General features: G+C 55.6%; 23 protein-coding genes. 14 read left to right on the forward strand and 9 right to left on the reverse strand.

The features are described from left to right. Positions 1 to 380: 380 nt before the first annotated feature. Positions 381 to 1,700 (forward strand): branched-chain amino acid transporter carrier protein BrnQ, encoded by a 1,320-nt coding sequence (brnQ, locus tag AC6I77_RS04210; RefSeq protein WP_008924876.1) that lies wholly within the window; start codon positions 381 to 383, stop codon positions 1,698 to 1,700. Positions 1,701 to 1,770: 70 nt separating this feature from the next. Next, positions 1,771 to 3,123, forward strand: a complete 1,353-nt coding sequence (gene proY / locus AC6I77_RS04215; RefSeq protein WP_003852502.1) for a proline-specific permease ProY — start codon at positions 1,771 to 1,773, stop codon at positions 3,121 to 3,123. Positions 3,124 to 3,636: 513 nt separating this feature from the next. Here proY and AC6I77_RS04220 read toward each other — a convergent pair. The 3 genes from AC6I77_RS04220 to AC6I77_RS04230 all read right to left on the reverse strand — a co-directional run bounded on the left by AC6I77_RS04220 (position 3,637) and on the right by AC6I77_RS04230 (position 6,495). Continuing rightward, the gene (locus AC6I77_RS04220) at positions 3,637 to 4,893 is read right to left on the reverse strand and encodes a histidine-type phosphatase (RefSeq protein ID WP_497816731.1); all 1,257 of its coding nucleotides are present in this window, start codon (positions 4,891 to 4,893) and stop codon (positions 3,637 to 3,639) included. After that, positions 4,894 to 5,706 carry an inositol monophosphatase family protein gene (locus AC6I77_RS04225; protein WP_497816732.1) on the reverse strand — a complete coding sequence of 271 codons (813 nt, stop codon included), beginning with the start codon at positions 5,704 to 5,706 and terminating at the stop codon, positions 4,894 to 4,896. A 207-nt stretch (positions 5,707 to 5,913) separates the two neighbouring features. Further along, complete coding sequence (locus AC6I77_RS04230; RefSeq protein WP_105099440.1) at positions 5,914 to 6,495, reverse strand: ACP phosphodiesterase; 582 nt, start codon at positions 6,493 to 6,495, stop codon at positions 5,914 to 5,916. 103 nt (positions 6,496 to 6,598) lie between these two features. Here AC6I77_RS04230 and queA point away from each other — a divergent pair, with 103 nt between their 5' ends. The 5 genes from queA (at position 6,599) to secF (ending at position 12,079) form a co-directional block, all read left to right on the forward strand. Then, positions 6,599 to 7,669, forward strand: coding sequence for a tRNA preQ1(34) S-adenosylmethionine ribosyltransferase-isomerase QueA (gene queA / locus AC6I77_RS04235; protein WP_003852507.1), 1,071 nt, complete (start codon positions 6,599 to 6,601; stop codon positions 7,667 to 7,669). Between the two features lie 77 nt (positions 7,670 to 7,746). Next, positions 7,747 to 8,895: a tRNA guanosine(34) transglycosylase Tgt gene (gene tgt / locus AC6I77_RS04240; RefSeq protein ID WP_003852508.1), complete on the forward strand. Its 1,149-nt coding sequence runs from the start codon at positions 7,747 to 7,749 to the stop codon at positions 8,893 to 8,895. Next, a complete protein-coding gene (gene yajC, locus AC6I77_RS04245; protein WP_003852509.1) occupies positions 8,895 to 9,227 on the forward strand; it encodes a preprotein translocase subunit YajC in 333 nt (110 codons plus the stop codon). Before tgt ends, yajC begins: the two co-directional genes overlap by 1 nt. A gap of 25 nt (positions 9,228 to 9,252) precedes the next feature. Continuing rightward, complete coding sequence (gene secD, locus AC6I77_RS04250; protein WP_071778534.1) at positions 9,253 to 11,100, forward strand: protein translocase subunit SecD; 1,848 nt, start codon at positions 9,253 to 9,255, stop codon at positions 11,098 to 11,100. Between the two features lie 10 nt (positions 11,101 to 11,110). Then, positions 11,111 to 12,079, forward strand: a complete 969-nt coding sequence (secF, locus tag AC6I77_RS04255) for a protein translocase subunit SecF (RefSeq protein ID WP_003852511.1) — start codon at positions 11,111 to 11,113, stop codon at positions 12,077 to 12,079. Between the two features lie 59 nt (positions 12,080 to 12,138). Here secF and AC6I77_RS04260 read toward each other — a convergent pair whose 3' ends face one another. Beyond that, positions 12,139 to 12,717, reverse strand: a complete 579-nt coding sequence (locus tag AC6I77_RS04260) for a SadB/YajI family lipoprotein (protein WP_003852512.1) — start codon at positions 12,715 to 12,717, stop codon at positions 12,139 to 12,141. Between the two features lie 16 nt (positions 12,718 to 12,733). Then, the gene (gene lysM, locus AC6I77_RS04265) at positions 12,734 to 13,171 is read right to left on the reverse strand and encodes a peptidoglycan-binding protein LysM (protein ID WP_003852513.1); all 438 of its coding nucleotides are present in this window, start codon (positions 13,169 to 13,171) and stop codon (positions 12,734 to 12,736) included. A 186-nt stretch (positions 13,172 to 13,357) separates the two neighbouring features. Between lysM and nrdR the strand changes: the two genes are divergently transcribed. The 6 genes from nrdR (at position 13,358) to pgpA (ending at position 17,428) form a co-directional block, all read left to right on the forward strand. Continuing rightward, positions 13,358 to 13,807: a transcriptional regulator NrdR gene (nrdR, locus tag AC6I77_RS04270; protein WP_009091750.1), complete on the forward strand. Its 450-nt coding sequence runs from the start codon at positions 13,358 to 13,360 to the stop codon at positions 13,805 to 13,807. A 3-nt stretch (positions 13,808 to 13,810) separates the two neighbouring features. After that, positions 13,811 to 14,911: a bifunctional diaminohydroxyphosphoribosylaminopyrimidine deaminase/5-amino-6-(5-phosphoribosylamino)uracil reductase RibD gene (ribD, locus tag AC6I77_RS04275; RefSeq protein WP_003852515.1), complete on the forward strand. Its 1,101-nt coding sequence runs from the start codon at positions 13,811 to 13,813 to the stop codon at positions 14,909 to 14,911. A gap of 90 nt (positions 14,912 to 15,001) precedes the next feature. Next, positions 15,002 to 15,472, forward strand: coding sequence for a 6,7-dimethyl-8-ribityllumazine synthase (ribH, locus tag AC6I77_RS04280; RefSeq protein WP_003852516.1), 471 nt, complete (start codon positions 15,002 to 15,004; stop codon positions 15,470 to 15,472). A 19-nt stretch (positions 15,473 to 15,491) separates the two neighbouring features. Further along, the gene (gene nusB / locus AC6I77_RS04285) at positions 15,492 to 15,911 is read left to right on the forward strand and encodes a transcription antitermination factor NusB (protein WP_003852517.1); all 420 of its coding nucleotides are present in this window, start codon (positions 15,492 to 15,494) and stop codon (positions 15,909 to 15,911) included. 55 nt (positions 15,912 to 15,966) lie between these two features. After that, a complete protein-coding gene (thiL, locus tag AC6I77_RS04290; RefSeq protein WP_003852519.1) occupies positions 15,967 to 16,944 on the forward strand; it encodes a thiamine-phosphate kinase in 978 nt (325 codons plus the stop codon). Then, positions 16,934 to 17,428 (forward strand): phosphatidylglycerophosphatase A, encoded by a 495-nt coding sequence (gene pgpA, locus AC6I77_RS04295; protein WP_003852520.1) that lies wholly within the window; start codon positions 16,934 to 16,936, stop codon positions 17,426 to 17,428. Before thiL ends, pgpA begins: the two co-directional genes overlap by 11 nt. A gap of 56 nt (positions 17,429 to 17,484) precedes the next feature. On the opposite strand, the gene AC6I77_RS04300 is transcribed toward pgpA, so the two are convergent. From AC6I77_RS04300 to xseB, 4 genes are all read right to left on the reverse strand, one after another. Next, positions 17,485 to 18,459, reverse strand: a complete 975-nt coding sequence (locus AC6I77_RS04300; RefSeq protein WP_039659073.1) for an aldo/keto reductase — start codon at positions 18,457 to 18,459, stop codon at positions 17,485 to 17,487. An 81-nt stretch (positions 18,460 to 18,540) separates the two neighbouring features. After that, on the reverse strand, positions 18,541 to 20,406 hold the full coding sequence (gene dxs, locus AC6I77_RS04305; protein WP_008924885.1) for a 1-deoxy-D-xylulose-5-phosphate synthase: 1,866 nt from the start codon (positions 20,404 to 20,406) through the stop codon (positions 18,541 to 18,543). 19 nt (positions 20,407 to 20,425) lie between these two features. Then, a complete protein-coding gene (gene ispA / locus AC6I77_RS04310) occupies positions 20,426 to 21,325 on the reverse strand; it encodes a (2E,6E)-farnesyl diphosphate synthase (RefSeq protein WP_003852522.1) in 900 nt (299 codons plus the stop codon). After that, positions 21,325 to 21,567 (reverse strand): exodeoxyribonuclease VII small subunit, encoded by a 243-nt coding sequence (gene xseB / locus AC6I77_RS04315; RefSeq protein WP_003852524.1) that lies wholly within the window; start codon positions 21,565 to 21,567, stop codon positions 21,325 to 21,327. The genes ispA and xseB overlap by 1 nt, the downstream gene beginning before the upstream one ends. A gap of 232 nt (positions 21,568 to 21,799) precedes the next feature. On the opposite strand from xseB, the gene thiI reads away from it, so the two are divergent. Beyond that, entirely contained in the window at positions 21,800 to 23,248 is a 1,449-nt protein-coding gene (gene thiI / locus AC6I77_RS04320; RefSeq protein ID WP_003852525.1) for a tRNA uracil 4-sulfurtransferase ThiI, read from the forward strand. Positions 23,249 to 23,306: the final 58 nt, after the last annotated feature.

The raw sequence follows: 23,306 nt of genomic DNA on the forward strand, positions 1-23,306 counted from the left end.
TGTGCAGACAGGCGCGTAAAACGCGCCTTTTGTGTATCTGAAACCCCGTTCATGCGGGGATTTCTCACGCTCTGTCTATTATTTAGGCACATCATCTTGTGTCCCTGCAGCAAAAATTAACGCTATCCACTGCCTTTGGGAAAAATGGTGGTATAACCTTCTGGTTTTCCGATCCCGTATTGCCTTTCACCGCTATAAACGTTTTACTTAGCGCCGTTGTCGATCCATCCCTCTGTGAACAGAATAAAAGCAGCTTAAATCACCTGCGCTTTACCCTGCGACGAGCATAATGCGCTGACATTGTCAGCCAGATCGCGGTTTACACGCAGCGAGGGGACAACACTAACCCAACTTCCACCGCAACATCAGTGACAGGCCGTATGACACATCGTTTAACTTCGAAGGACATTCTCGCGCTGGGCTTTATGACATTCGCCCTGTTTGTTGGCGCGGGCAACATCATTTTCCCGCCAATGGTCGGTATTCAGTCTGGTGAGCACGTCTGGACCGCCGCAATTGGTTTTCTGATTACCGCAGTCGGGTTACCGGTGATGACCGTGATCGCGCTGGCTCGCGTCGGCGGCGGCGTGGATGCACTCAGCACTCCGATTGGCAAGGTTGCGGGCATTGTGCTGGCTACCGTGTGCTATCTGGCTGTTGGGCCGCTGTTTGCCACCCCGCGTACGGCAACGGTTTCATTTGAGATGGGTATTGCGCCGCTGACCGGCGATGGTGCGCTGCCCCTGTTTATCTACAGCCTGATCTACTTCGCGCTGGTGATTGGTGTATCGCTTTATCCGGGCAAACTGCTCGACACTGTAGGTCACTTCCTTGCGCCCTTGAAAATTATCGCGCTGACCGTGCTGGGCGTGGCTGCACTGGTGTGGCCGGCGGGTGGCACCATTCCCGCGACCGTTGATTATCAGCATGCGGCGTTCTCAAGCGGTTTCGTTAACGGCTATCTGACGATGGATACGCTGGGCGCGCTGGTTTTTGGCATCGTGATTGTCAACGCCGCCCGTTCGCGTGGCGTCGACAATGCCGCGCTGCTGACGCGCTATACCGTGCTGGCAGGCCTGATCGCGGGTCTGGGCCTGACGCTGGTCTACCTTTGCCTGTTTAAGCTGGGCGCGGGCAGCGGTGCGCTGGTTGATCAAAACGCCAACGGCGCAGCGATTCTGCATGCGTATGTTCAGCACACCTTTGGCAATATGGGCAGTCTCTTCCTGGCCGCACTGATTTTTGTTGCCTGCATGGTGACCGCCGTTGGCCTGACCTGTGCCTGTGCGGAATTTTTTGCGCAATACCTGCCGTTATCGTATAAAACGCTGGTGTTTATTCTGGGTCTGTTCTCGATGGTGGTGTCGAACCTCGGCCTGAGCCACCTGATTCAGATCTCCATCCCGGTACTCACGGCGATTTACCCGCCTTGTATCGTGCTGGTTGTACTGAGTTTCACCCTTAACTGGTGGAACAAGAGCAGCCGGATTATCGCGCCAGCGATGCTGGTAAGCCTGCTGTTTGGCATTGTTGATGCGATTAAAACCACCGGGTTTAAAGATTTGCTGCCCGCTTTCAGTCAGCATCTGCCGCTGGCCGATCAGGGTCTCGCCTGGTTGCCGCCGTCGCTGGTGATGCTGCTGATTGCCGCTGTTGTTGATCGGGTGAAGGGGCCGGAACAGGTTGCCGTTCACTCGTAACAGAACGCACTGATTTTTCTTTAACCACGGGCCTGCCCGTGGTTTTTTCATTTCACAGGTACAGGTTGTTATGCAAGAAACCAACAAGCTCAAACGCGGACTGAGCACGCGCCACATCCGTTTTATGGCGCTGGGATCGGCGATTGGCACCGGGCTGTTTTACGGTTCCGCCGACGCGATAAAAATGGCCGGCCCGAGCGTGCTGCTCGCCTATATCATCGGTGGGGCCGTGGCTTACATCATCATGCGTGCGCTGGGTGAGATGTCCGTTAATAATCCTCAGGCCAGTTCCTTTTCACGCTATGCGCAGGACTATCTTGGGCCGATGGCGGGTTACATTACCGGCTGGACCTACTGTTTTGAGATCCTGATTGTCGCGATTGCAGATGTCACCGCGTTCGGCATCTATATGGGCGTCTGGTTCCCCGAGGTGCCGCACTGGATTTGGGTGCTGAGCGTGGTGCTGATCATCGGTGCCGTCAATCTGATGAGCGTGAAAGTGTTCGGTGAAGTGGAGTTCTGGTTCTCCTTCTTCAAAGTCGCCACCATCATTGTGATGATTCTGGCCGGTTTCGGCATGATCATCTGGGGGATTGGCAACGGCGGCCAGCCGACCGGCATCCATAATTTATGGACCAATGGCGGCTTCTTCGCGCACGGCGTGGTCGGCATGCTGCTGTCGCTGCAGATGGTGATGTTCGCCTACGGCGGCATTGAGATTATCGGGATTACGGCGGGTGAAGCGAAAGATCCGGAGAAGTCGATTCCGCGTGCGATTAACTCAGTGCCGTGGCGCATTCTGGTGTTCTATGTCGGTACGCTGTTTGTGATTATGTCCATCTACCCATGGAATCAGGTAGGCACGTCGGGCAGCCCGTTTGTGCTGACATTCCAGCATCTTGGCATCGCCGCCGCCGCCTCTATCCTCAATTTTGTGGTGCTGACCGCGTCACTCTCGGCGATTAACAGCGATGTGTTTGGTGTGGGTCGCATGCTGCACGGAATGGCGCAGCAAGGCCATGCGCCTAAAGTCTTTATGAAGGTCTCTTCACGCGGAATTCCGTGGGTGACGGTTGTCGTGATGATGTTTGCCATGCTGATTGCGGTCTATCTCAACTACCTGATGCCCGAAAAAGTCTTCCTGGTGATCGCGTCGCTGGCGACCTTTGCAACAGTATGGGTCTGGATCATGATTCTGCTGTCGCAGATCGCGTTCCGTCGCAAAATTGGCAAAGAGGCGGCCAGTAAGCTGAAGTTTGCACTGCCAGGTGGCAGCTGGACGGCGGGTGTCGGCGTTGCCTTCCTCTGCTTTATCATCGGGCTGATTGGATATTTCCCCGATACCCGTATTTCACTCTATGTGGGTATGGTGTGGATAGTGGTATTGCTGCTGGGTTATAAGCTGGTGCGTAAAACCCGCTAATCCTCTGTTCTGCTCTCCCGATTTATGGGGGAGCAGAACACGCTATTTCCCCTCTCAAATTTTCCCCGCATCTGATTATTTATGTGATCCCCGCCACAACACGAACTCCTTTTATTCGGCACTTATTGTGTATCAGCGAAATAAGGTCATGCATCACATTATTTCAGCAAATAGTTCCGGGAATGATTATTTCAAAGAGCAGTGAATATCACGGAGGATGCAAACCGGGGACAGGGACACAAGAGAGCCTGAGCAGGAGAGGGTGCAGCTAATCGGGCACGAAGGGTAATAAAGGCAGAAATAAAAAACGGCGAAACCAGTCGCCGAAATACTCAAGGATTACAGGAAAATAGTTAATAAAGGGATGATTGACGTAACTATCGTAAAACAAAACGGGTAGCGCTGATAGTCAGTCGTTTTAAATAAGAATAGGTCGGAGTGGCGTTAATTAACCGTGGTTAACATTAATAAGGCCGCATTGAGACTGCGGCCTTAATTTCATTAGCCACAGACTCAGGGCAATATAACCGAAACCGGCAACACAGCGCTGTTATCCAGGTTTTTCCGCAGCTGAGTCAGCGTGGATTGATAAGGGCAGAGCACGCCGACATGGGTAACTCTGCAGTCTGACTGATGCCATTCCTGATGTAATAACGGATGTTTATCATCAATTGGTTGCAGCTGTCGGATACCATCCAGACTCTGCGCCTGAAAATAGAGTCGCAAAAAACGTTTGCCACTGTGAATGTCGCGCCAGCGCTCCAGCACCAGACTGCTGCCCGGCGGAATGTTGCCGCGTGAATAGCCGGGTAACTGCCAGCTAAAGTCCATCAGAGTGCGCACCATTGCGATGTTGGTGTCATGCGCTACCAGAATCAGCCAGCGGGTTGGCGAGCGGTCAGACGCAATTTCCGCCAGCAGGGCGTTAAGCAGTATTGAGCCACGGTGCTGAGCCTGATAAAGGATATCGTTGCTCAGATCGTAGTTGGCGGTCAGCAATGGAAGCAGCGAGGTGATCTGCGCGGCCGAGGTGATGTGTCCCCAGGCGAGCTGATCAAACGGCAGGTTTTCGCTGTAACCCAGTCGCAGCGTCTCCACCATGCTCGCCATCACACTCAGCCCGTAAACGTAAGTATTGCCGTTGCGCGTCTGCCGAAACGCCCAGGGCGCATCAAACAACGGGCAATCTGTTGCGGGCGGGCAGACGGCGGCTTTCAGTTGCTGAATCGCCGGCTGCAGCTGCTGTTGTAGCCGGGCCAGATCGCCTGCTTTCTGCTGTTTCGCGGCGAGCTCCTGAGCGGGATCGGTCCGGGTGATGGTCAGCTTTTCGCTCTGAAACAGGGGATCGGCATCGCCTGCTACGTGATGCACGGGCACGCCGCAGCCGGGAAATGCGCCGTCCGTCAGCGCCGCGGCGGTGGCGCGGGTGCGCTGAAGCGGACTGGCGCGAACGTAGACCTCAGCCGCGTCAGGACAGCCCGTGCTCAGCAGCCCGAGCTGACGATAGCGATCGCCTTCCCAGCGTCCTTTATTCACCACAGCGCTGTAGCCATGGCCGGTCAGCTCACCATCGGCAGTGGTCCACTGCGTCCAGGTTTGCTGGCTGGCGGCTTCGATCTCTTTGCGATTGCCGGGCGTGGGCGGACGAACACCGTGACGGCTCAGTTCGACTACTTTCTCCAGCTGGTAATCCGCCGCCTGTGACGCCGGGCTTAGCAGCCAGAGAGAACTGAGGATCAGCGCGCAGCGGTACAGGGCAGGCATCGTCATTTATTCCTCCAGCGCCAGATTGCCGGTCAGCGCTTTTATTTTCGGGTAAAGGGCTGCATTGGACAGCAACACCGGGTTGCCGTTTTTCATTCCGTCATTACGCAGGTAATCATTGGTGACACCGCCTGCTTCACGCATCAGGACGATGCCCGGCAGACTGTCCCAGGGATGCATATGCGCTTCATAGTAGCCAATCAGCCGCCCGGCGGCGGCCCAGGCGCTGGTAAGCGCACCAGAACCGATACGAATAAACATGCCACCCTGTTCTGTTAAGCCGCGAATCAACCGCGAGGTATTTTCACCCGGTGTGCGGCTGGAGTTGCTGATGCCGAGTAACCCCTCGTTGAGATGCTGCGCGTCATGGGCCTGCAGACGGCTCTCATTAACCCACGCGCCCTGGCCCGCTCGTGCATGAAACAGCTCCTGATGGTTAGGATCGCAGACCACGCCGATCACCGGTTCGCCCTCACAGACGACTGCCAGCGAGACGCACCAGTTAGGCAGGCCATTGACGAAGCAGGCGGTGCCATCGATCGGATCAACGACCCAGATAAAAGGCGCGCCCTGGACCTCGCCACCGCTCTCTTCGCCATAGACGGCATCCTCAGGAAAACGCTCGGCAATTAACGACTTAATTAATGCCTCAACGTTACGATCAGCCTCGCTGACCACATCCTGCAAATCCCTTTTGTGTTCCACTACCAATGTCTGACGCTGTTGATACCATGACAAAGCCCGGCTGCCCGCAGCACGGGCAATGTCGCAGGCGTAACGATAACGCGCGTCTATTTCAGAATGCGAAGCGGATGACATCTTTTCCTCTTATGATTTTTTTGCCATAACGAACGGAAGGTGCGCCTGAGCAGGCGGTCTGGCTGTAATGTTTTCTTAGCTATTGTTAAGAAAGGCTTCATTAAGCCGCAGATAAGCAGCAATGGCAAGATGGCGGGAAGTCAGGAAAGCGGCTTTTTATTCAGACGAAAGCTGGCATCCGCCAGCCCGGCAGCAGAGGATCGGGTTTTACAGGGTTCTGCTGGTCGCCAGCGCCATTAAACGCGGATAAAAAATAAAAAACAGCGCTTCCAGCTGATCATAATGTTCGGTGAAATCATGGTAGGAGTCGCGCAGTGCCGCCAGGCGTGGACGGCGGCTGGCCATGCCGTGCAGCACCCGCTCAAGCCGTGCAGGCTGGGCATAATGCTCAAACCAGCGCTCACGCCACATCACAGCATTGAGTTCCTGAAATTCAGTGGGGGTATCTGGCAGTTGCGGCAGGATTTCGCGCTCGGCGGCGGCAGAAAACTGCACCAGCGTCTGCTCGGGTGTGAAACGCTGCCAGTGACGCGCCAAAAAATGGTCCCAGATGACATCCAGTGTGATGGGTGCCACGCGATACGTTTCCGCACGGAACAGCTGACGGGCGCTGCGCACTTCCGGCAGCCCATCGGTCATCACATCCAGACGACGATGCATCAGAATGCCGTCTGCAACAGGTGCAGACCAGTGCTGGTGCGGGTTGCCACGCACAAAGTCGGCCATTAAATTGCCGAGTAAGGAGCTGTTGGCCAGCTTAGCCAGATGGAGATGCGCAAGAAAGTTCATGCCGCATTATAGGCTGAACTGCCTTAGCGCAGCCAGTTGTTCAGAATTGGTCGTTTTTCCGCTAAACTGTGCCGCCTGTTTTTGCCTGAGAAAGAACATTTCAATGCGTGTCGCTGATTTTGCTTTTGAACTGCCCGAATCCCTGATTGCTCACTATCCCCAGGCGCAGCGCAGTGGCTGTCGCCTGCTGTCGCTCGATGGCCCCAGCGGGGCCTTGTCGCACGGTGTTTTCACCGACGTGCTGGATAAGCTGAATCCAGGCGATCTGCTGGTGTTCAACAACACCCGCGTGATTCCGGCGCGCGTCTTTGGCCGTAAAGCCAGCGGTGGCAAAATCGAAATGCTGGTAGAGCGGATGCTCGACGATAAGCGCGTACTGGCACATGTGCGCGCCTCGAAAGCACCAAAGCCGGGCGCAGAACTGCTTCTGGGTGAAGATGAGAGCGTGAAAGCGACGATGGTGGCACGCCACGATGCGCTATTTGAGATTGTCTTTGATGATGAGCGCGCGGTGCTCGATATTCTCAACAGCGTCGGCCATATGCCGCTGCCGCCCTATATTGACCGTCCGGATGAAGAGGCGGATCGCGAGCTTTATCAGACGGTTTACAGCGCCCGTCCGGGTGCTGTCGCGGCCCCGACCGCCGGTCTGCATTTCGATGAACCGCTGCTGCAGGCGCTGAAAGAGAAGGGCGTTGAAATGGCGTTTGTGACGCTGCATGTTGGGGCGGGGACTTTCCAGCCGGTGCGTGTCGAGACCATCGAAGAGCATCACATGCACGCAGAATATGCCGAAGTGCCGCAGGAGGTTGTTGACGCGGTGCTGGCCTGTAAAGCGCGCGGCAATAAGGTGGTCGCCGTCGGCACCACCTCCGTCCGTTCGCTGGAGAGCGCCGCCAAAGCGAGTCAGGATGCTCTGATTGCGCCGTTCTTCGATGATACCCAGATTTTCATCTATCCGGGCTATGAGTATCAGGTGATTGATGCGCTGATCACCAACTTCCATTTGCCCGAATCGACGCTGATTATGCTGGTCTCGGCGTTTGCCGGTTATCAGCACACCATGGCGGCGTATCACGCAGCCGTGGCTGAGCAATATCGTTTCTTCAGTTATGGTGACGCGATGTTTATCAGCAAAAATCCGCAGGCGCCGCTGGAAAAAGTGGGCGACTGATTTATTAACCGATAGCCGGAACCGCCTTAATAGCGTGAAGGTTGTATACATTGGACTGTTTCTCCAATGGGGGCTTTGTGAAATTTGAACTTGATACTACAGACGGGCGCGCACGCCGTGGCCGTCTGATTTTTGATCGCGGTGTGGTGGAAACCCCTGCGTTTATGCCTGTCGGCACCTATGGCACCGTGAAAGGCATGACGCCGGAAGAAGTGCAGGAGACTGGCGCACAGATCATTCTGGGCAATACCTTCCACCTCTGGCTGCGTCCGGGCCAGGAGATCATGAAACTGCATGGCGATCTGCATGATTTTATGCAGTGGAAAGGGCCGATTCTGACCGACTCCGGCGGCTTCCAGGTCTTCAGCCTGGGTGACATCCGCAAAATCACCGAAGCGGGCGTTCACTTCCGTAACCCGATCAATGGCGACCCGATCTTCCTCGATCCGGAAAAATCGATGGAGATTCAGTATGATCTCGGTTCCGACATCGTCATGATCTTCGATGAATGTACGCCCTATCCGGCGGACTGGGACTATGCCAAACGCTCCATGGAGATGTCGCTGCGCTGGGCGCGACGCAGCCGTGATCGTTTCGACAGCCTGGGGAATAAAAATGCGTTGTTTGGCATTATCCAGGGCTCGGTTTACGAAGATTTACGAGATGTCTCGGTGAAAGGTCTGGTAGAGATTGGCTTTGATGGGTACGCTGTGGGCGGCCTGGCGGTGGGTGAGCCCAAGCAGGACATGCACCGTATTCTTGAGCACGTCTGTCCGCAGCTTCCGCAGGATAAACCACGTTATCTGATGGGTGTCGGCAAGCCAGAAGATCTGGTTGAAGGCGTCCGTCGCGGTGTCGATATGTTTGACTGCGTGATGCCTACCCGTAATGCCCGAAATGGTCACCTGTTTGTGACTGAGGGTGTGGTGAAAATCCGCAACGCCCGATACAAAGATGACACTGCGCCGCTAGATGCGGAGTGTGATTGTTACACCTGTCGCAATTATAGCCGCGCCTACTTGTATCATCTCGACCGTTGTAACGAAATACTGGGCGCGCGTCTGAACACTATCCACAATTTGCGCTATTACCAGCGTCTGATGGCAGGTTTACGCCAGGCCATTGAAGAGGGTAAATTAGAACACTTTGTAACTGAGTTTTACCAACGGACGGGCAAAGAAGTTCCGCCATTAACGTCTGATAATTCATCAATGAGGGAAATTTAATGAGCTTATTCATTTCTGACGCCGTGGCTGCAGCTGGCGCACCGTCTCAGGGAAGTCCGTATTCTCTGGTGATCATGCTGGTGGTGTTTGGTCTGATTTTCTACTTCATGATCCTGCGTCCGCAGCAGAAACGTGCGAAAGAGCACAAGAAGCTGATGGATTCCATCTCTAAGGGTGATGAAGTGCTGACCAGCGGTGGCCTGGTAGGCCGCGTAACGAAAGTCTCTGACACGGGATACGTCGCTATCGCGCTGAATGACACCAATGAAGTCGTCGTTAAACGTGATTTCGTCGCTGCCGTGCTGCCTAAAGGCACTATCAAGGCGCTGTAATTCTTTCTTCCCTAAGGGAACTGCCGTGTTAAATCGTTATCCTTTGTGGAAGTATGTGATGCTGGTCGTCGTGATTCTCGTCGGCCTGCTCTATGCGCTTCCCAACCTGTATGGTGAGGATCCGGCCGTTCAAATCACTGGTGCGCGCGGAAGCGCCGCCAGTGAGCAGACGTTGGATCAAATTCAGTCCGCATTAAAACAAGACAATATCCAGAGCAAATCTGTTGCGCTGGAAAATGGTGCGATTACCGCGCGCTTCAACAATACGGATGTGCAGTTACGCGCCCGTGAAGCCATCATGAAAGCGCTGGGTGAGAACTACGTTGTCGCGCTGAACCTTGCGCCAGCCACGCCGCGCTGGCTGAGCATGCTGTCAGCAGAGCCGATGAAACTCGGTCTCGACCTGCGTGGTGGTGTGCACTTCCTGATGGAAGTGGACATGGACACCGCGCTCAGCAAGCTGCAGGAGCAGAATGCTGACACGCTGCGTAGCGATCTGCGCACCAAAAATATCCCTTATACCACCGTCAACAAAATCGCGAACTACGGCGTGGAAATTCGTTTCCGTGACGCTGCCAGTCGTGATGCGGCGATCTCCTGGCTCTCCTCGCGTCATCAGGATCTGGTGATCAACAGCAGCGGCAGCGATGCGCTGCGTGCCACCATGAGCGATGCCCGTCTCAGCGAAGCGCGTGAATATGCGGTTCAGCAGAACATTACGATTCTGCGTAACCGTGTAAACCAGCTTGGCGTGGCGGAACCACTGGTTCAGCGTCAGGGCTCCGATCGCATCGTGGTTGAGCTGCCGGGTATTCAGGATACGGCGCGTGCCAAAGAGATTCTGGGCGCAACCGCGACGCTGGAATTCCGTCTGGTGAACACCAGCGTAGATCCTACTGCGGCGGCCAGTGGCCGTGTTCCGGGTGACTCAGAAGTTAAAGACATGCGTGATGGCCAGCCGGTCGTGCTCTACAAGCGGGTGATCCTGACCGGTGACCACATCACCGACTCGACGTCCAGCATGGATGAGTACAACCAGCCACAGGTGAATATTTCACTTGATAGCGCAGGCGGTAACATCATGTCCAACTTCACCAAGGACAACATCGGCAAGCCGATGGCGACCCTGTTTGTGGAGTATAAGGACAGCGGTAAAAAAGATGCTAACGGCCGTTCAATTCTGGTGAAACAGGAAGAGGTGATTAACGTCGCTAATATCCAGTCTCGCCTGGGGAACAGCTTCCGCATCACCGGTATCAACAACCCGAACGAAGCGCGTCAGCTGTCGCTGCTGCTGCGTGCCGGTGCGTTGATTGCGCCCATCCAGATTGTGGAAGAGCGTACGATCGGGCCGACCATGGGTCAGCAAAACATTACTCAGGGTCTGGAAGCCTGCCTGTGGGGTCTGCTCGCCTCGATCCTCTTTATGGTGGTGTTCTACAAGAAGTTTGGTCTGATTGCGACGAGTGCGCTGCTGGTTAACCTGGTGCTGATTGTCGGCGTCATGTCCCTGCTGCCTGGTGCGACCCTGACCATGCCGGGTATTGCCGGTATCGTGTTAACACTGGCGGTAGCAGTCGATGCTAACGTACTGATTAACGAACGTATTAAAGAAGAGCTGCGTAACGGGCGCTCGGTTCAGCAGGCAATTCATGAGGGCTACAAAGGCGCCTTCTCCAGTATTGTCGATGCGAACGTGACCACCCTGATCAAAGTTATCATTCTTTACGCGGTCGGCACCGGTTCGATCAAAGGCTTTGCTATTACCACCGCAATTGGTATCGCGACCTCAATGTTCACCGCGATTATCGGTACCCGTGCCATTGTTAACCTGGTTTACGGTGGCAAACGCATCAACAAGCTGTCTATCTGAGGAGTGCGTTGTGGCACAGGAATATAACATTGAGCAGTTAAACCACGGGCGTAAAGTCGTCGACTTTATGCGCTGGGATAAGCTGGCCTTCATCATTTCAGGACTGCTGATTCTTGCCGCGATTGCGATCGTGGGTGTGCGTGGTTTTAACTGGGGCCTCGATTTCACCGGTGGTACGGTGATTGAGATCGCGCTGGAAAAACCGGCCGACCTTGAAGTCCTGCGTGGTGATCTGGTGAAAGCGGGCTTTGACGAGCCGCTGGTGCAGAACTTTGGCAGCAGCCGTGACGTCATGGTGCGTATGGCACCGGTGACCGGCCCGGCGGGTACTGAGTTAGGCAATAAAGTGGTGTCGGTGATTAACCAGACTACCCAGCAAAACGCGACCGTTAAGCGCATTGAGTTCGTTGGCCCGAGTGTGGGTAGCGACCTGGCGCAGGCGGGTGCGATGGCGCTGCTGTCTGCACTGATTGCGATTCTGATCTATATCGGTTTCCGCTTTGAGTGGCGTCTGGCGCTGGGTACCGTGCTGGCGCTGGCGCATGACGTGATCATCACCTGCGGCCTGCTGGCGCTGTTCCGCATTGAAATCGACCTGACAATTGTTGCCTCGCTGATGTCGGTGATTGGCTACTCGCTTAACGATAAAATTGTGGTCTCTGACCGTATTCGTGAAAACTTCCGTAAGATCCGTCGCGGCAGCTCTTACGATATTACGAACGTGTCACTGACACAGACGTTAAGCCGTACCCTGATTACCTCGCTGACGACGCTGGCGATGATCCTCATCCTGTTCGTGTTTGGTGGTGCGTTGCTGAAAGGCTTCTCACTGACCATGCTGATTGGTGTGACGATTGGTACGATTTCATCCATTTATGTCTCTTCGGCGCTGGCGCTGAAGCTGGGCATGAAGCGTGAACATATGATGGTGCAGAAAGTCGAGAAAGAGGGCGCCGATCAGCCTTCTATCCTGCCTTAATCACGCGTCAGAAATAAAAACGGGCAGCCAACAGGCTGCCCGTTTTTTTTGCACCGCGGCTATGGGTTAGCGGGTGCGGCAGGGGAAGTCTGAGTCGGCGCATCCCCGGTTACGTTGTGCACGCGGACATAACCCAATTGCTCCGGTGTCAGGCCACTGAGCCGCAGCGGGATGCTGGTCGAATGCTGGGGCAGCAACGAGGCCGGCACCGTGACGGTCTGGCTCAGACTGTCGCTGTTCAGAGGTTTACCGGTCGCCGGGTCGAGCTCACCCCAGATCACCGTCGCATGCAGGGCGGGCAGAGGGCGGTCGTCCATTGAACGCACAGTCAGGGTTGCCCGCGAGCCGCTGGCTTCAGCGGTCACAGGCGACAGCGTCAGTCGCAGTGTGCCGAGCTGGGTTTGCAGAGCCACTGGCGTTTTCGCCTGCGGCACCAGCCATGCGCCTTGTTGCAACTGACTGTTAAGCTGTCCCTGGATTTCCAGTGCACTGGCCTGCGTGGTCAGGTGCTGCATCTGCTGATTTAGCTGACTCACTTCCTGATGCAGCTCTTTGACCTGCGGATTGCCTGCCGTGGTGCTGCAGCCGCTCAGCGTTACCAGAGAGAGCGCCACCGGAATCCAAACCATCCTGCTCATAAGTTATCCTTGTCCGTTATTTTGGAATACGTAAAACCTGGCCAGGATAGATCTTATCAGGATGCGAGAGCATTGGCTTATTCGCTTCGAAAATCTTGTTATATTCGTTAGCGTTGCCGTAAACCTGTTTGGAAATCGCGCTCAGCGTATCGCCTTTTTTCACGGTGTACAGCTCTGACTCGACCGCGGTATCTGTCACGGTCACCTTGTCTTCAACTTTCGTGATGCCTGCAACGTTACCTGCAGCAATCAGAATCTTTTCTTTCAGCTCCTGGGACAGGCCATCTCCGGTCACGGTCACGGTATCGCCATTGACCTTGACGTCGACCTTGTCGCTGTCAGGCAAGCCGAGCTTGTTAATGTGATCCTGCAGCTTTTTATTCTGGTCATCTCCGCCGTTTACCGCGTCCCAGAGTTTTTCACCGGCTTCTTTCACAAAGTTAAACAGACCCATACAACCTCCAGAGTGTTAGTGGAAAATTTTACTTGCAGCTCTTAAAGCGTAGTCCCTTTTGCCGCAGACGAAATTTAGCCGCGTTTATCCTGCGATGAGAAGCCCGGTAAAGGCACGGAAGAGATTTTGTTGATTCGCAGTTCGCGCTACACTGTCAGACCCATCACTCTCGCGTCAGGAAACGTCATGCATTGCCCATTCTGCTCCGCTGTGGACACCAAAGTGATTGATTCTCGTCTGGTTAGTGAAGGCTCTTCGGTGCGTCGCCGCCGCCAGTGCCTGATGTGTCATGAACGCTTCACCACCTTTGAGGTGGCGGAACTGGTGATGCCACGCGTGGTGAAGAGCAATGATGTGCGCGAGCCTTTTAATGAAGACAAAATGGCCAGCGGGATGATGAAAGCGCTTGAGAAACGTCCGGTGAGTGCCGATGCGGTTGAAAGCGCTGTGAACCATATTAAAACGCAGTTGCGCGCGACTGGCGAACGTGAGATCCCCAGTAAACTGATTGGCAATCTGGTGATGGATGAGCTGAAGAAGCTCGACAAAGTGGCCTATATTCGCTTCGCCTCAGTTTACCGCAGCTTTGAAGATATTCGTGATTTTGGCGAAGAGATCGCCCGGTTACAGGATTAAACCATGGATGAACTTTACATGGCGCGCGCGCTGGAACTGGCGCGACGCGGTCGTTTTACGACCATGCCGAACCCCAATGTCGGCTGCGTGATTGTGCGCGATGGCGAAGTAGCAGGCGAGGGCTGGCATCAGCGTGCCGGTGAACCGCATGCCGAAGTTCACGCCCTGCGCATGGCGGGCGAAAAAGCCCGTGGTGCAACCGCCTATGTCACGCTGGAGCCCTGCAGCCATCATGGTCGCACACCGCCCTGTTGTGATGCGCTGATTGCTGCTGGCGTTAGCCGTGTTGTGGCTGCGATGCAGGACCCCAATCCGCAGGTCGCAGGACGCGGGCTGCACCGTCTGCATCAGTCAGGCATTGCGGTCAGCCACGGCCTGATGATGCCGGAAGCGGAAGCGCTGAATCGCGGCTTCCTCAAGCGGATGCGCACCGGCTTTCCCTGGATTCAGCTCAAGCTGGGCGCGTCACTGGATGGCCGCACGGCAATGGCCAGCGGTGAAAGCCAGTGGATAACGTCGGCTGCGGCCCGCCGGGATGTCCAGCGTCTGCGTGCGCAAAGCGCCGCCATCCTCAGCAGCAGCGCTACGGTGCTGGCGGACGATCCCTCGCTGACGGTGCGCTGGTCTGAACTTGATCCGGAGAGCCAGTCACTGCTTGATGAACAGCAACTGCGTCAGCCGGTGCGGGTGATTGTTGACAGTCAGAATCGCGTCACGCCGCAACATCGGCTCATTTCTCAGCCGGGCGAAACCTGGCTGATGCGTCATCAGCCGGATCAACAGCACTGGCCCGCTGAGGTGACGCAGATTGCCGTGCCGCTGCGCGAACAGCAGCTGGATCTGGTGGCGATGATGATGCTGCTGGGACAGAAACAGATTAACAGCGTCTGGGTTGAAGCGGGTGCCTCACTGGCCGGGGCGCTGTTGCAGGCCGGGCTGGTCGATGAACTGATTGTTTATCTGGCACCTAAGCTGTTGGGTCATGAAGGACGTGGCCTGTGTCAGCTGCCGGGGCTCAGCTCGCTCGCTGACGCGCCTGCCTTCCGTTTCAGCGACGTCCGGCAGGTCGGTGACGATTTACGCCTGACCCTGACACCCCAATAACACGGTCGGAAAAGCGAGAGCACGCCGCCCAAGAGTATGATAGAATCCGCCCCCCTGCGCGGGGCTAACCAAACCCCTGAAAGGATAAGTATGAAAGTTATCGAAGCTGCTGTTGCAACGCCTGAGGCCAATGTTGCCATCGTTATTGCGCGTTTTAACAACTTCATTAATGACAGCCTGCTGGATGGCGCAGTTGATGCCCTGAAACGTATCGGCCAGGTCAAAGATGACAATATCACCGTAGTCTGGGTGCCAGGTGCCTACGAACTGCCTCTGGCAGCCCGTGCGCTGGCTAACTCCGGCAAATATGATGCGATTATCGCACTCGGCACCGTCATTCGTGGAGGCACTGCCCACTTCGAATATGTGGCGGGTGAAGCCAGCTCCGGTATCGCCAGCGTTGCCATGAACAGCGAGATTCCTGTCGCGTTTGGCGTGCTGACCACTGAAAGCATCGAGCAGGCCATTGAGCGTGCCGGCACCAAAGCGGGTAACAAAGGTGCTGAAGCGGCTCTGACTGCGCTCGAAATGATCAACGTATTGAAAGCCATTAAAGCCTGATTTTTGTAAGGGGAATTTTGTGAAACCTGCTGCTCGTCGTCGCGCCCGTGAGTGCGCTGTTCAGGCGCTTTACTCCTGGCAGTTGTCGAATAACGACATTGCCGATGTGGAATACCAGTTTCTGGCGGAACAGGACGTCAAAGACGTCGACATTACCTACTTCCGCGAACTGCTGTCCGGTGTGGCGACCAACAGTGCGTATCTGGATGGACTGATGAAGCCCTATCTGTCGCGTCAGCTCGAAGAGCTGGGCCAGGTAGAAAAAGCTATCCTGCGCATCTCGCTGTATGAGCTGAGCAAACGTAACGATGTGCCTTATAAAGTGGCCATCAACGAAGGGATTGAGCTGGCGAAAGTCTTCGGTGCCGAAGACAGTCATAAATTTGTTAACGGCGTGCTGGATAAAGCCGGTCCACAAATTCGACCCACTCGCAAATAAACAAAAAGGCCGGCTTGCCGGCCTTTTTTCATTAAGGGTTAAGCGGAACGCAATTATGTCTTGTGGTGAATTTGAACTCATCGCACGCTACTTCAACCGCAGAACACGCAGCCGCCGTGATGTCGAACTCGGCATCGGTGACGATTGTGCGTTACTTAGCGTGCCGGAAAAACAGACGCTGGCGATCAGCACCGATACCCTGGTCGCGGGTGTGCACTTCTTACGGGATATTCATCCTGCCGATCTGGGTTACAAAGCCCTGGCTGTGAATCTCAGCGACCTTGCTGCTATGGGCGCCGATCCCGCCTGGCTGACGCTGGCCTTAACGTTGCCGCAGGTCGATGAAAGCTGGCTCTCGGCCTTTAGTGAAAGCCTGTTTGAACTGCTGGAATATTACGATATGCAGCTGGTGGGTGGTGACACTACGCGTGGCCCGCTGAGTCTGACGCTGGCGATTCACGGTCTTTTGCCGCAGGGCCGCGCCCTGAAACGATCCGGCGCGAAGCCGGGCGACTGGATCTTCGTGACCGGTACGCTGGGTGACAGCGCGGCGGGTCTGGCGTTGCTGCAGCATCACTGTCGCATCAACGATCCGGCAGTGCATGAAGCGCTGATTAAACGTCATCTGCGTCCGATGCCGCGCATTCTGCAGGGTCAGGCACTGCGTTCGCTGGCTTCTTCTGCGGTGGATATTTCCGACGGTCTGATTTCCGATCTCGGCCATGTGCTGAAAGCCAGCGGCTGCGGCGCGCGGCTTAACCTGGATGCGTTGCCGCTATCGGCGGCCCTGCGCGACCACTTCGAGCCTGAGCAGGTACTGCGCTGGGCGCTGAGTGGCGGCGAAGACTATGAACTCTGCTTCACTGTGCCAGAGGTTAATCGCGGCGCGCTGGATGTGGCGCTGGGGCATCTGGGCGTGCCTTATACCTGCATCGGACAAATAGCACCGGAGTCGGAAGGCTTGACGCTGCTGGATAATGGCAAGCCCGCCACCTTCCGTCACAAAGGGTTTGATCACTTTGATGCTAAATAACGACGTGGCCAAACGTCGCCTGCGGATGAGCAATCCCTGGCATTTGCTGGCGACCGGTTTCGGCAGCGGATTAAGCCCGGTTGTGCCGGGCACCATGGGATCGCTGGCGGCCATCCCATTCTGGTGGCTGATGACTTTCCTGCCGCAGGATCTCTATTCGCTGGTGGTGCTGGTGGGTATCTGCGTCGGCGTTTATCTCTGCCATCGCACCGCCAAAGATATGGGCGTACACGATCACGGCAGTATTGTCTGGGATGAGTTTATCGGCATGTGGATTACGCTGATGGCGATTCCGGTCAACAGCTGGCAATGGGTGCTGGGGGGCTTTGTGCTGTTCCGTATTCTTGATATGTGGAAGCCATGGCCGATTCGCTGGTTTGACCGCAATGTGCATGGCGGCATGGGCATTATGGTTGATGACATTATTGCTGGCGTGATTTCCGCTGCCATGCTCTATGGAATCGGGGTCTGGCTGGCGGCTTAACCGCCATGCTAAACGCCTGATAAGAGGTGACGCCCGGGAAGGGCGTCACGTCAGGTTTACTCGAATCCTACCGCCTGATGTGGCTGATAGACCTCTTCCAGCAGGGTAATTTCCTCGTCACTCAGCGTGACATCCACCGCCTTAACCAGATCGTCAAACTGCTCAGCACGGGACGCGCCAATAATCGGTGCCGTGACGGCAGGTTTGCTCAGCAGCCAGGCCAGGGCCACCTGCGCCCGCGTTACGCCTTTACCTTCCGCCACCATCGCCAGTCGTTCTGCAATCGCGGCATCGTTCTCTTCGGTGTTGTCATAAAGCTTTGCCATTACCTGGTCAGAGGCAGAGCGCGCGGTGTTTTCACCCCACGGGCGGGTCAGCTTGCCGCGCGCCAGCGGACTCCAGGGCAGCACGGCGATCTGCTCCTTCAGGCAGAGAGGATGCATTTCCCGTTCCTCTTCGCGCTGAATCAGGTTGTACTGATCCTGCATGCTGACAAAGCGGTGCCAGCCCTGTTCAGACTGCATCTGCAACGCCTGAGCAAACTGGCTGGCGTGCATTGACGAGGCACCGATGTAGCGGGCTTTGCCAGACTGCACGACGTCATGCAGCGCTTCCAGCGTCTCCTCCAGCGGGGTGTTGTAGTCCCAGCGGTGAATCTGCAGCAGATCGACATACTCCATGCCGAGGCGCTGCAGGCTGTCATCAATGGATTGCAGGATATTCTTGCGCGACAGGCCCTGTGAAAGATTAGTCAGGGGGAAATAGACTTTGGTGGCGACAACAACCTCTTCACGGCGGGCAAAATCTTTTAGTGCCCGGCCCAGAATCTCTTCGCTGCTGCCATCAGAGTAGCTGTTAGCCGTATCGAAGAAGTTGATACCTGCATCCAGTGCCTGCTGAATCAGTGGACGGCTGCTCGCTTCTGGCAGCGTCCAGGCGTGGTTGCCGCGCGTTGGCTCGCCATAGGTCATACAACCGAGACAGAGACGAGACACCTGCAGATCGGTGCTACCGAGTTGAATCGTATTCATGGTGAAGGCTCCTGCGAAAGTGCAAAGGTTACAGCATAGCAGGATGTTGCGCTCCCTGAGGGGGAGCGCAGCGAAGGGAGGTTACTGCGCCAGCCAGCGGGCGATCTGTTGCTGAATGCCTTCCGCGTCAAGCAGATAGTCATGACGCACTTCATCCTGCGTACCCTGCGGGATAAATTCATCCGGCAGACCGATGTTCAGCACGGGAACAGCCAGACGTTTCGCCATGATAAATTCATTCACGCCACTGCCTGCACCGCCTTTGATTGCGCCTTCTTCCAGCGTAATCAGTGAGTCGTGCGTGGCAGCGAGCTCAGCAATCAGCGCTTCATCCAGCGGCTTTACAAAGCGCATATCGACCAGAGTCGCATTCAGTGCTTCCGCTGTGGCGGCGGCTTCTGGCAACAGAGTGCCGAAGTTCAGAATTGCCAGCTTTTCACCCTGGCGTTTCACGACCGCTTTACCCAGCGGCAGGCTCTGCAGGGGTGCCAGCGGTGTACCGACACCGGTGCCGCGCGGATAGCGCACTGCACTTGGGCCAGCCTGATAGTGATAGCCGGTGTAGAGCATCTGCCGACACTCATTCTCATCGCTTGGGGTCATGATCACCATATCCGGCACACAGCGCAGATAGGCGAGATCAAACGCGCCCTGGTGAGTCTGACCGTCCGCACCCACAATACCACCGCGATCAATGGCAAACAGGACCGGCAGTTTCTGGATGGCGACGTCGTGAATCAGCTGATCATAGGCACGCTGCAGGAACGTCGAGTAGATGGCAACAATCGGTTTGTAGCCGCCAATCGCCATACCCGCTGCGAAGGTCACCGCATGCTGCTCGGCGATTGCCACATCAAAATACTGTTTAGGGAACTCACGGGAGAAGGCCACCATGCCGGAGCCTTCACGCATCGCCGGGGTAATCGCCATCAGCTTCGGATCGTCGGCAGCCATTTCGCACAGCCAGTTACCAAAGATTTTGGAGTAGCTCGGCAGACCTTCCGCACTTTTTGGCAGTTCGCCAATTGCCGGGTCAAATTTAGGCACGGCGTGCCAGGCAATCGGATCTTCCTCTGCCGGCGCGTAGCCTTTGCCTTTCTTCGTCATGATATGCAGGAACTGCGGCCCTTTCAGGCTGCGCATGTTGCTCAGCGTATTCACCAGCGTCAGCACATCGTGGCCGTCAACCGGGCCGATGTAGTTAAAGCCCAGCTCTTCAAACAGCGTACCCGGCACGACCATGCCTTTGAGGTGTTCTTCGGTGCGTCTTACCAGCTCTTTAATCGGCGGCAGGCTGGTCAGCACACGCTTGCTGCCTTCGCGCAGTCGCGCGTAGGTTTTACCTGACAGGATCTGCGCCAGGCGGTTATTCAGCGCACCGACGTTTTCAGAGATCGACATCTCGTTGTCGTTAAGGATGACCAGCATGTCTGGCTTGATATCACCGGCATGGTTCATCGCTTCAAACGCCATGCCCGCCGTGATGGCGCCATCGCCGATAATACAGGCGGTGCGACGGCCCTGGCCTTCACGTTCAGCCGCCGCGGCCATGCCGAGACCGGCACTGATCGAGGTCGATGAGTGTCCAACGCTTAAGACGTCATATTCACTTTCACCGCGCCACGGAAACGGGTGCACGCCATTTTTCTGACGAATGGTGCCGATGCGATCGCGGCGCCCGGTCAGAATTTTATGCGGATAAGCCTGATGACCCACATCCCACACCAGATGGTCAAAGGGGGTGTTATAGACATAATGCAGCGCGACCGTCAGTTCGACTACGCCCAGACCCGACGCAAAATGGCCGCTGGAGCGGCTTACACTGTCTAACAGATACTGACGCAGTTCATCACACAGCGCAGGCAACTTCTCTTTGGGCAGGGCGCGCAGCTCCTGAACCGTGTTTGCCAGCGCCAGTGTCGGGTATTTAGCAATATCAAAACTCATCAGAGACTCATTATGGAAGTTATTTGTCGCGTTCAATTATGAAGCTCGCCAGCGCCTGCAGTGCTGTAGTGTTATAAGAGTGCGCAGCGAGCAATTCTAAAGCATCAAGAGCTTCCTGATACAAATCCCGCGCTTTTGCACGGGCATTTTCAAGGCCTAACAATGAAGGATAGGTGCTTTTTCCCAGATCCTGATCGGCACCCTGGCGTTTTCCGATCACGGCCGTATCGCCTACGACATCGAGAATGTCGTCCTGCACCTGAAACGCGAGACCAATAGCCTCAGCATAGCGGTCGAGCAGCGGCAGCGCTTCACGGCCCGCATCGCCTGCCGTTAACGCGCCTAACCGGACCGCTGAGCGGATCAGCGCACCGGTTTTGTGGCGGTGGATCTGTTCAAGCTGGTCCAGATCGACAGATTTGCCTTCCGCCGCTAAATCCAGCGCCTGTCCGCCACACATCCCGGCTACGCCGCTGGCCTTAGCCAGTTCGGAGAGCATCATCAGACGGTATTCGGCACTGACACCCGGCATCGCTTCATCTGCCAGGATAGAGAAGGCCAGCGTCTGCAGGGCGTCGCCCGCCAGAATCGCCGTATCTTCGCCATATTTAATGTGACAGGTTGGCTGCCCGCGACGCAGTGCGTCATCGTCCATCGCAGGGAGATCGTCATGTATCAGAGAGTACGCATGGATGCATTCAACCGCGGCGGCGGGCGCATCCAGACTCGCCGGGTCGGCGTGGAGCATTTCACCGGTAGCGTAGACCAGAAAAGGACGCAGGCGTTTACCGCCTAATAATGCCCCATAATGCATGGCATTCACCAGAGGAGAACTCTGAAAAGGAAGTGGCTCTATAAAACGCGTCAGGGCAGCGTTCACCTGCTGCTGATAAACGTCGAGTAATCGGGCGAAATCCATTAGTCGTTTTCCGGCGTGAAAGCGGTGAGGTCGGCCTCTTTATCATCGTTCAGCAGAATACGAACCCGCTGTTCAGCCTGCTGCAGCGTCTGCTGGCCATTTCGCGCCAGCTGCACGCCGCGCTCAAATTCGTTCAGGGCTTCTTCAAGCGGCAGTTCACCACTTTCCAGACGGCTGACAATCTGCTCCAGCTGCTGCAATGACGTTTCAAAGCTGGCTGGCTGTTCGGCTTTTTTCGGCATATTTCGTGTCGACTCACGGTTGGGACATTATCTCGCAATCGGTCATGGTAGCTGAGACCCAATGATTAGCAAAATAATCAATGCGGCGGCTGATGAAGAAGCAGTCACCTGACAAAGGTGATATACTCCCGCGCCTCGGATGCGGTTGCGCATTGCAGCCCGCAATTTTGTGATTTTACCAGCTAAGTGCCGCCTGTTTTAGCACTTATTTGCCCAACGAAGCTGTGTCGCCATGAAGTTTATCATCAAGTTATTTCCTGAAATCACCATCAAGAGTCCGTCGGTGCGTTTGCGCTTTATCAAGATTCTTGCCAGCAATATTCGCAACGTCCTGAAAACCGTCAGCGACGACATCGCCGTTGTGCGCTACTGGGATCACATTGAAGTGCGGTCAAAAAATGCAGCGCTGGCGGACATTATTCCCGATGAGCTCGCCCGCATTCCCGGTATTCATCACGTTTTAGCGGTCGAAGATCGCGAGTACACGGATATTCATCACATCTTTGAACAGACGTTAGCGCAGTATCGCGACAGTCTGGAAGGAAAGAGTTTCTGTGTGCGTGTTAAGCGTCGTGGCAAGCATAGCTTCAGTTCGCAGGATGTGGAGCGCTATGTAGGCGGCGGTCTGAACCAGCATATCGAAAGCGCCCGCGTGCAGCTTAAAAATCCGGACGTGACGGTGAATCTGGAAGTTGAAGAGAATCGTCTGACGCTGGTAACTGCGCGCTACGAAGGCCTGGGTGGCTTCCCGATTGGCACGCAGGAAGATGTGCTGTCGCTGATTTCCGGCGGTTTCGACTCCGGCGTCTCCAGCTATATGCTGCTGCGTCGCGGCAGCCGTGTGCATTACTGCTTCTTTAACCTTGGTGGAGCCGCCCATGAGATTGGCGTCCGTCAGGTTGCGCACTATCTGTGGAATCGTTTTGGTCGCTCACACCGCGTACGCTTTGTAGCGATCAATTTTGAGCCGGTCGTCGGTGAGATCCTCGAGAAAGTGGATGACGGCCAGATGGGCGTAGTGCTGAAACGCATGATGGTGCGGGCTGCCTCGACGATTGCTGAGCGCTACGGCGTACAGGCACTGGTCACCGGTGAAGCGGTAGGCCAGGTGTCGAGCCAGACGCTGACCAACCTGCGTCTGATCGATAACGCGTCGGATACGCTGATTCTGCGTCCGCTGATCTCTCATGACAAAGAGCACATTATCCGAATTGCCCGTGAAATCGGCACCGAAGATTTCGCCAGCACCATGCCGGAATATTGCGGCGTGATCTCAAAAAGCCCGACCGTGAAGGCGGTGAAAGCGAAGATTGAGGCGGAAGAGCAGAATTTCGACTTCACGATTCTCGATCGGGTTATCGAAGAAGCGACCAACGTCGATATCCGCACCATCGCTGAGCAGACAGAAGAGGAGGTGGTGGAAGTTGAGACCGTCGCCTTGCTGAGTGAGAACGATGTGGTGCTGGATATCCGATCTATCGATGAGCAGGAAGAGAAGCCTCTGACGCTAAACGCGACGGAAGTGAAATCGCTGCCGTTCTATAAACTCAGTACGCAGTTTGGCGATCTCGATCAGAATCGCACCTGGCTGCTCTACTGCGACCGTGGTGTGATGAGCCGTCTGCAGGCGCTCTATCTGCACGAACAGGGCTTTAAAAACGTTAAAGTTTACCGCCCGTAGTCACGTTTCAGAGCCAGTCAGCACCTGTTCAGGACTGACTGGCTTTCTCGTTTTAAGC

The organism is Pantoea sp. X-Soil-ISGK-259 (genome assembly GCF_059730705.1).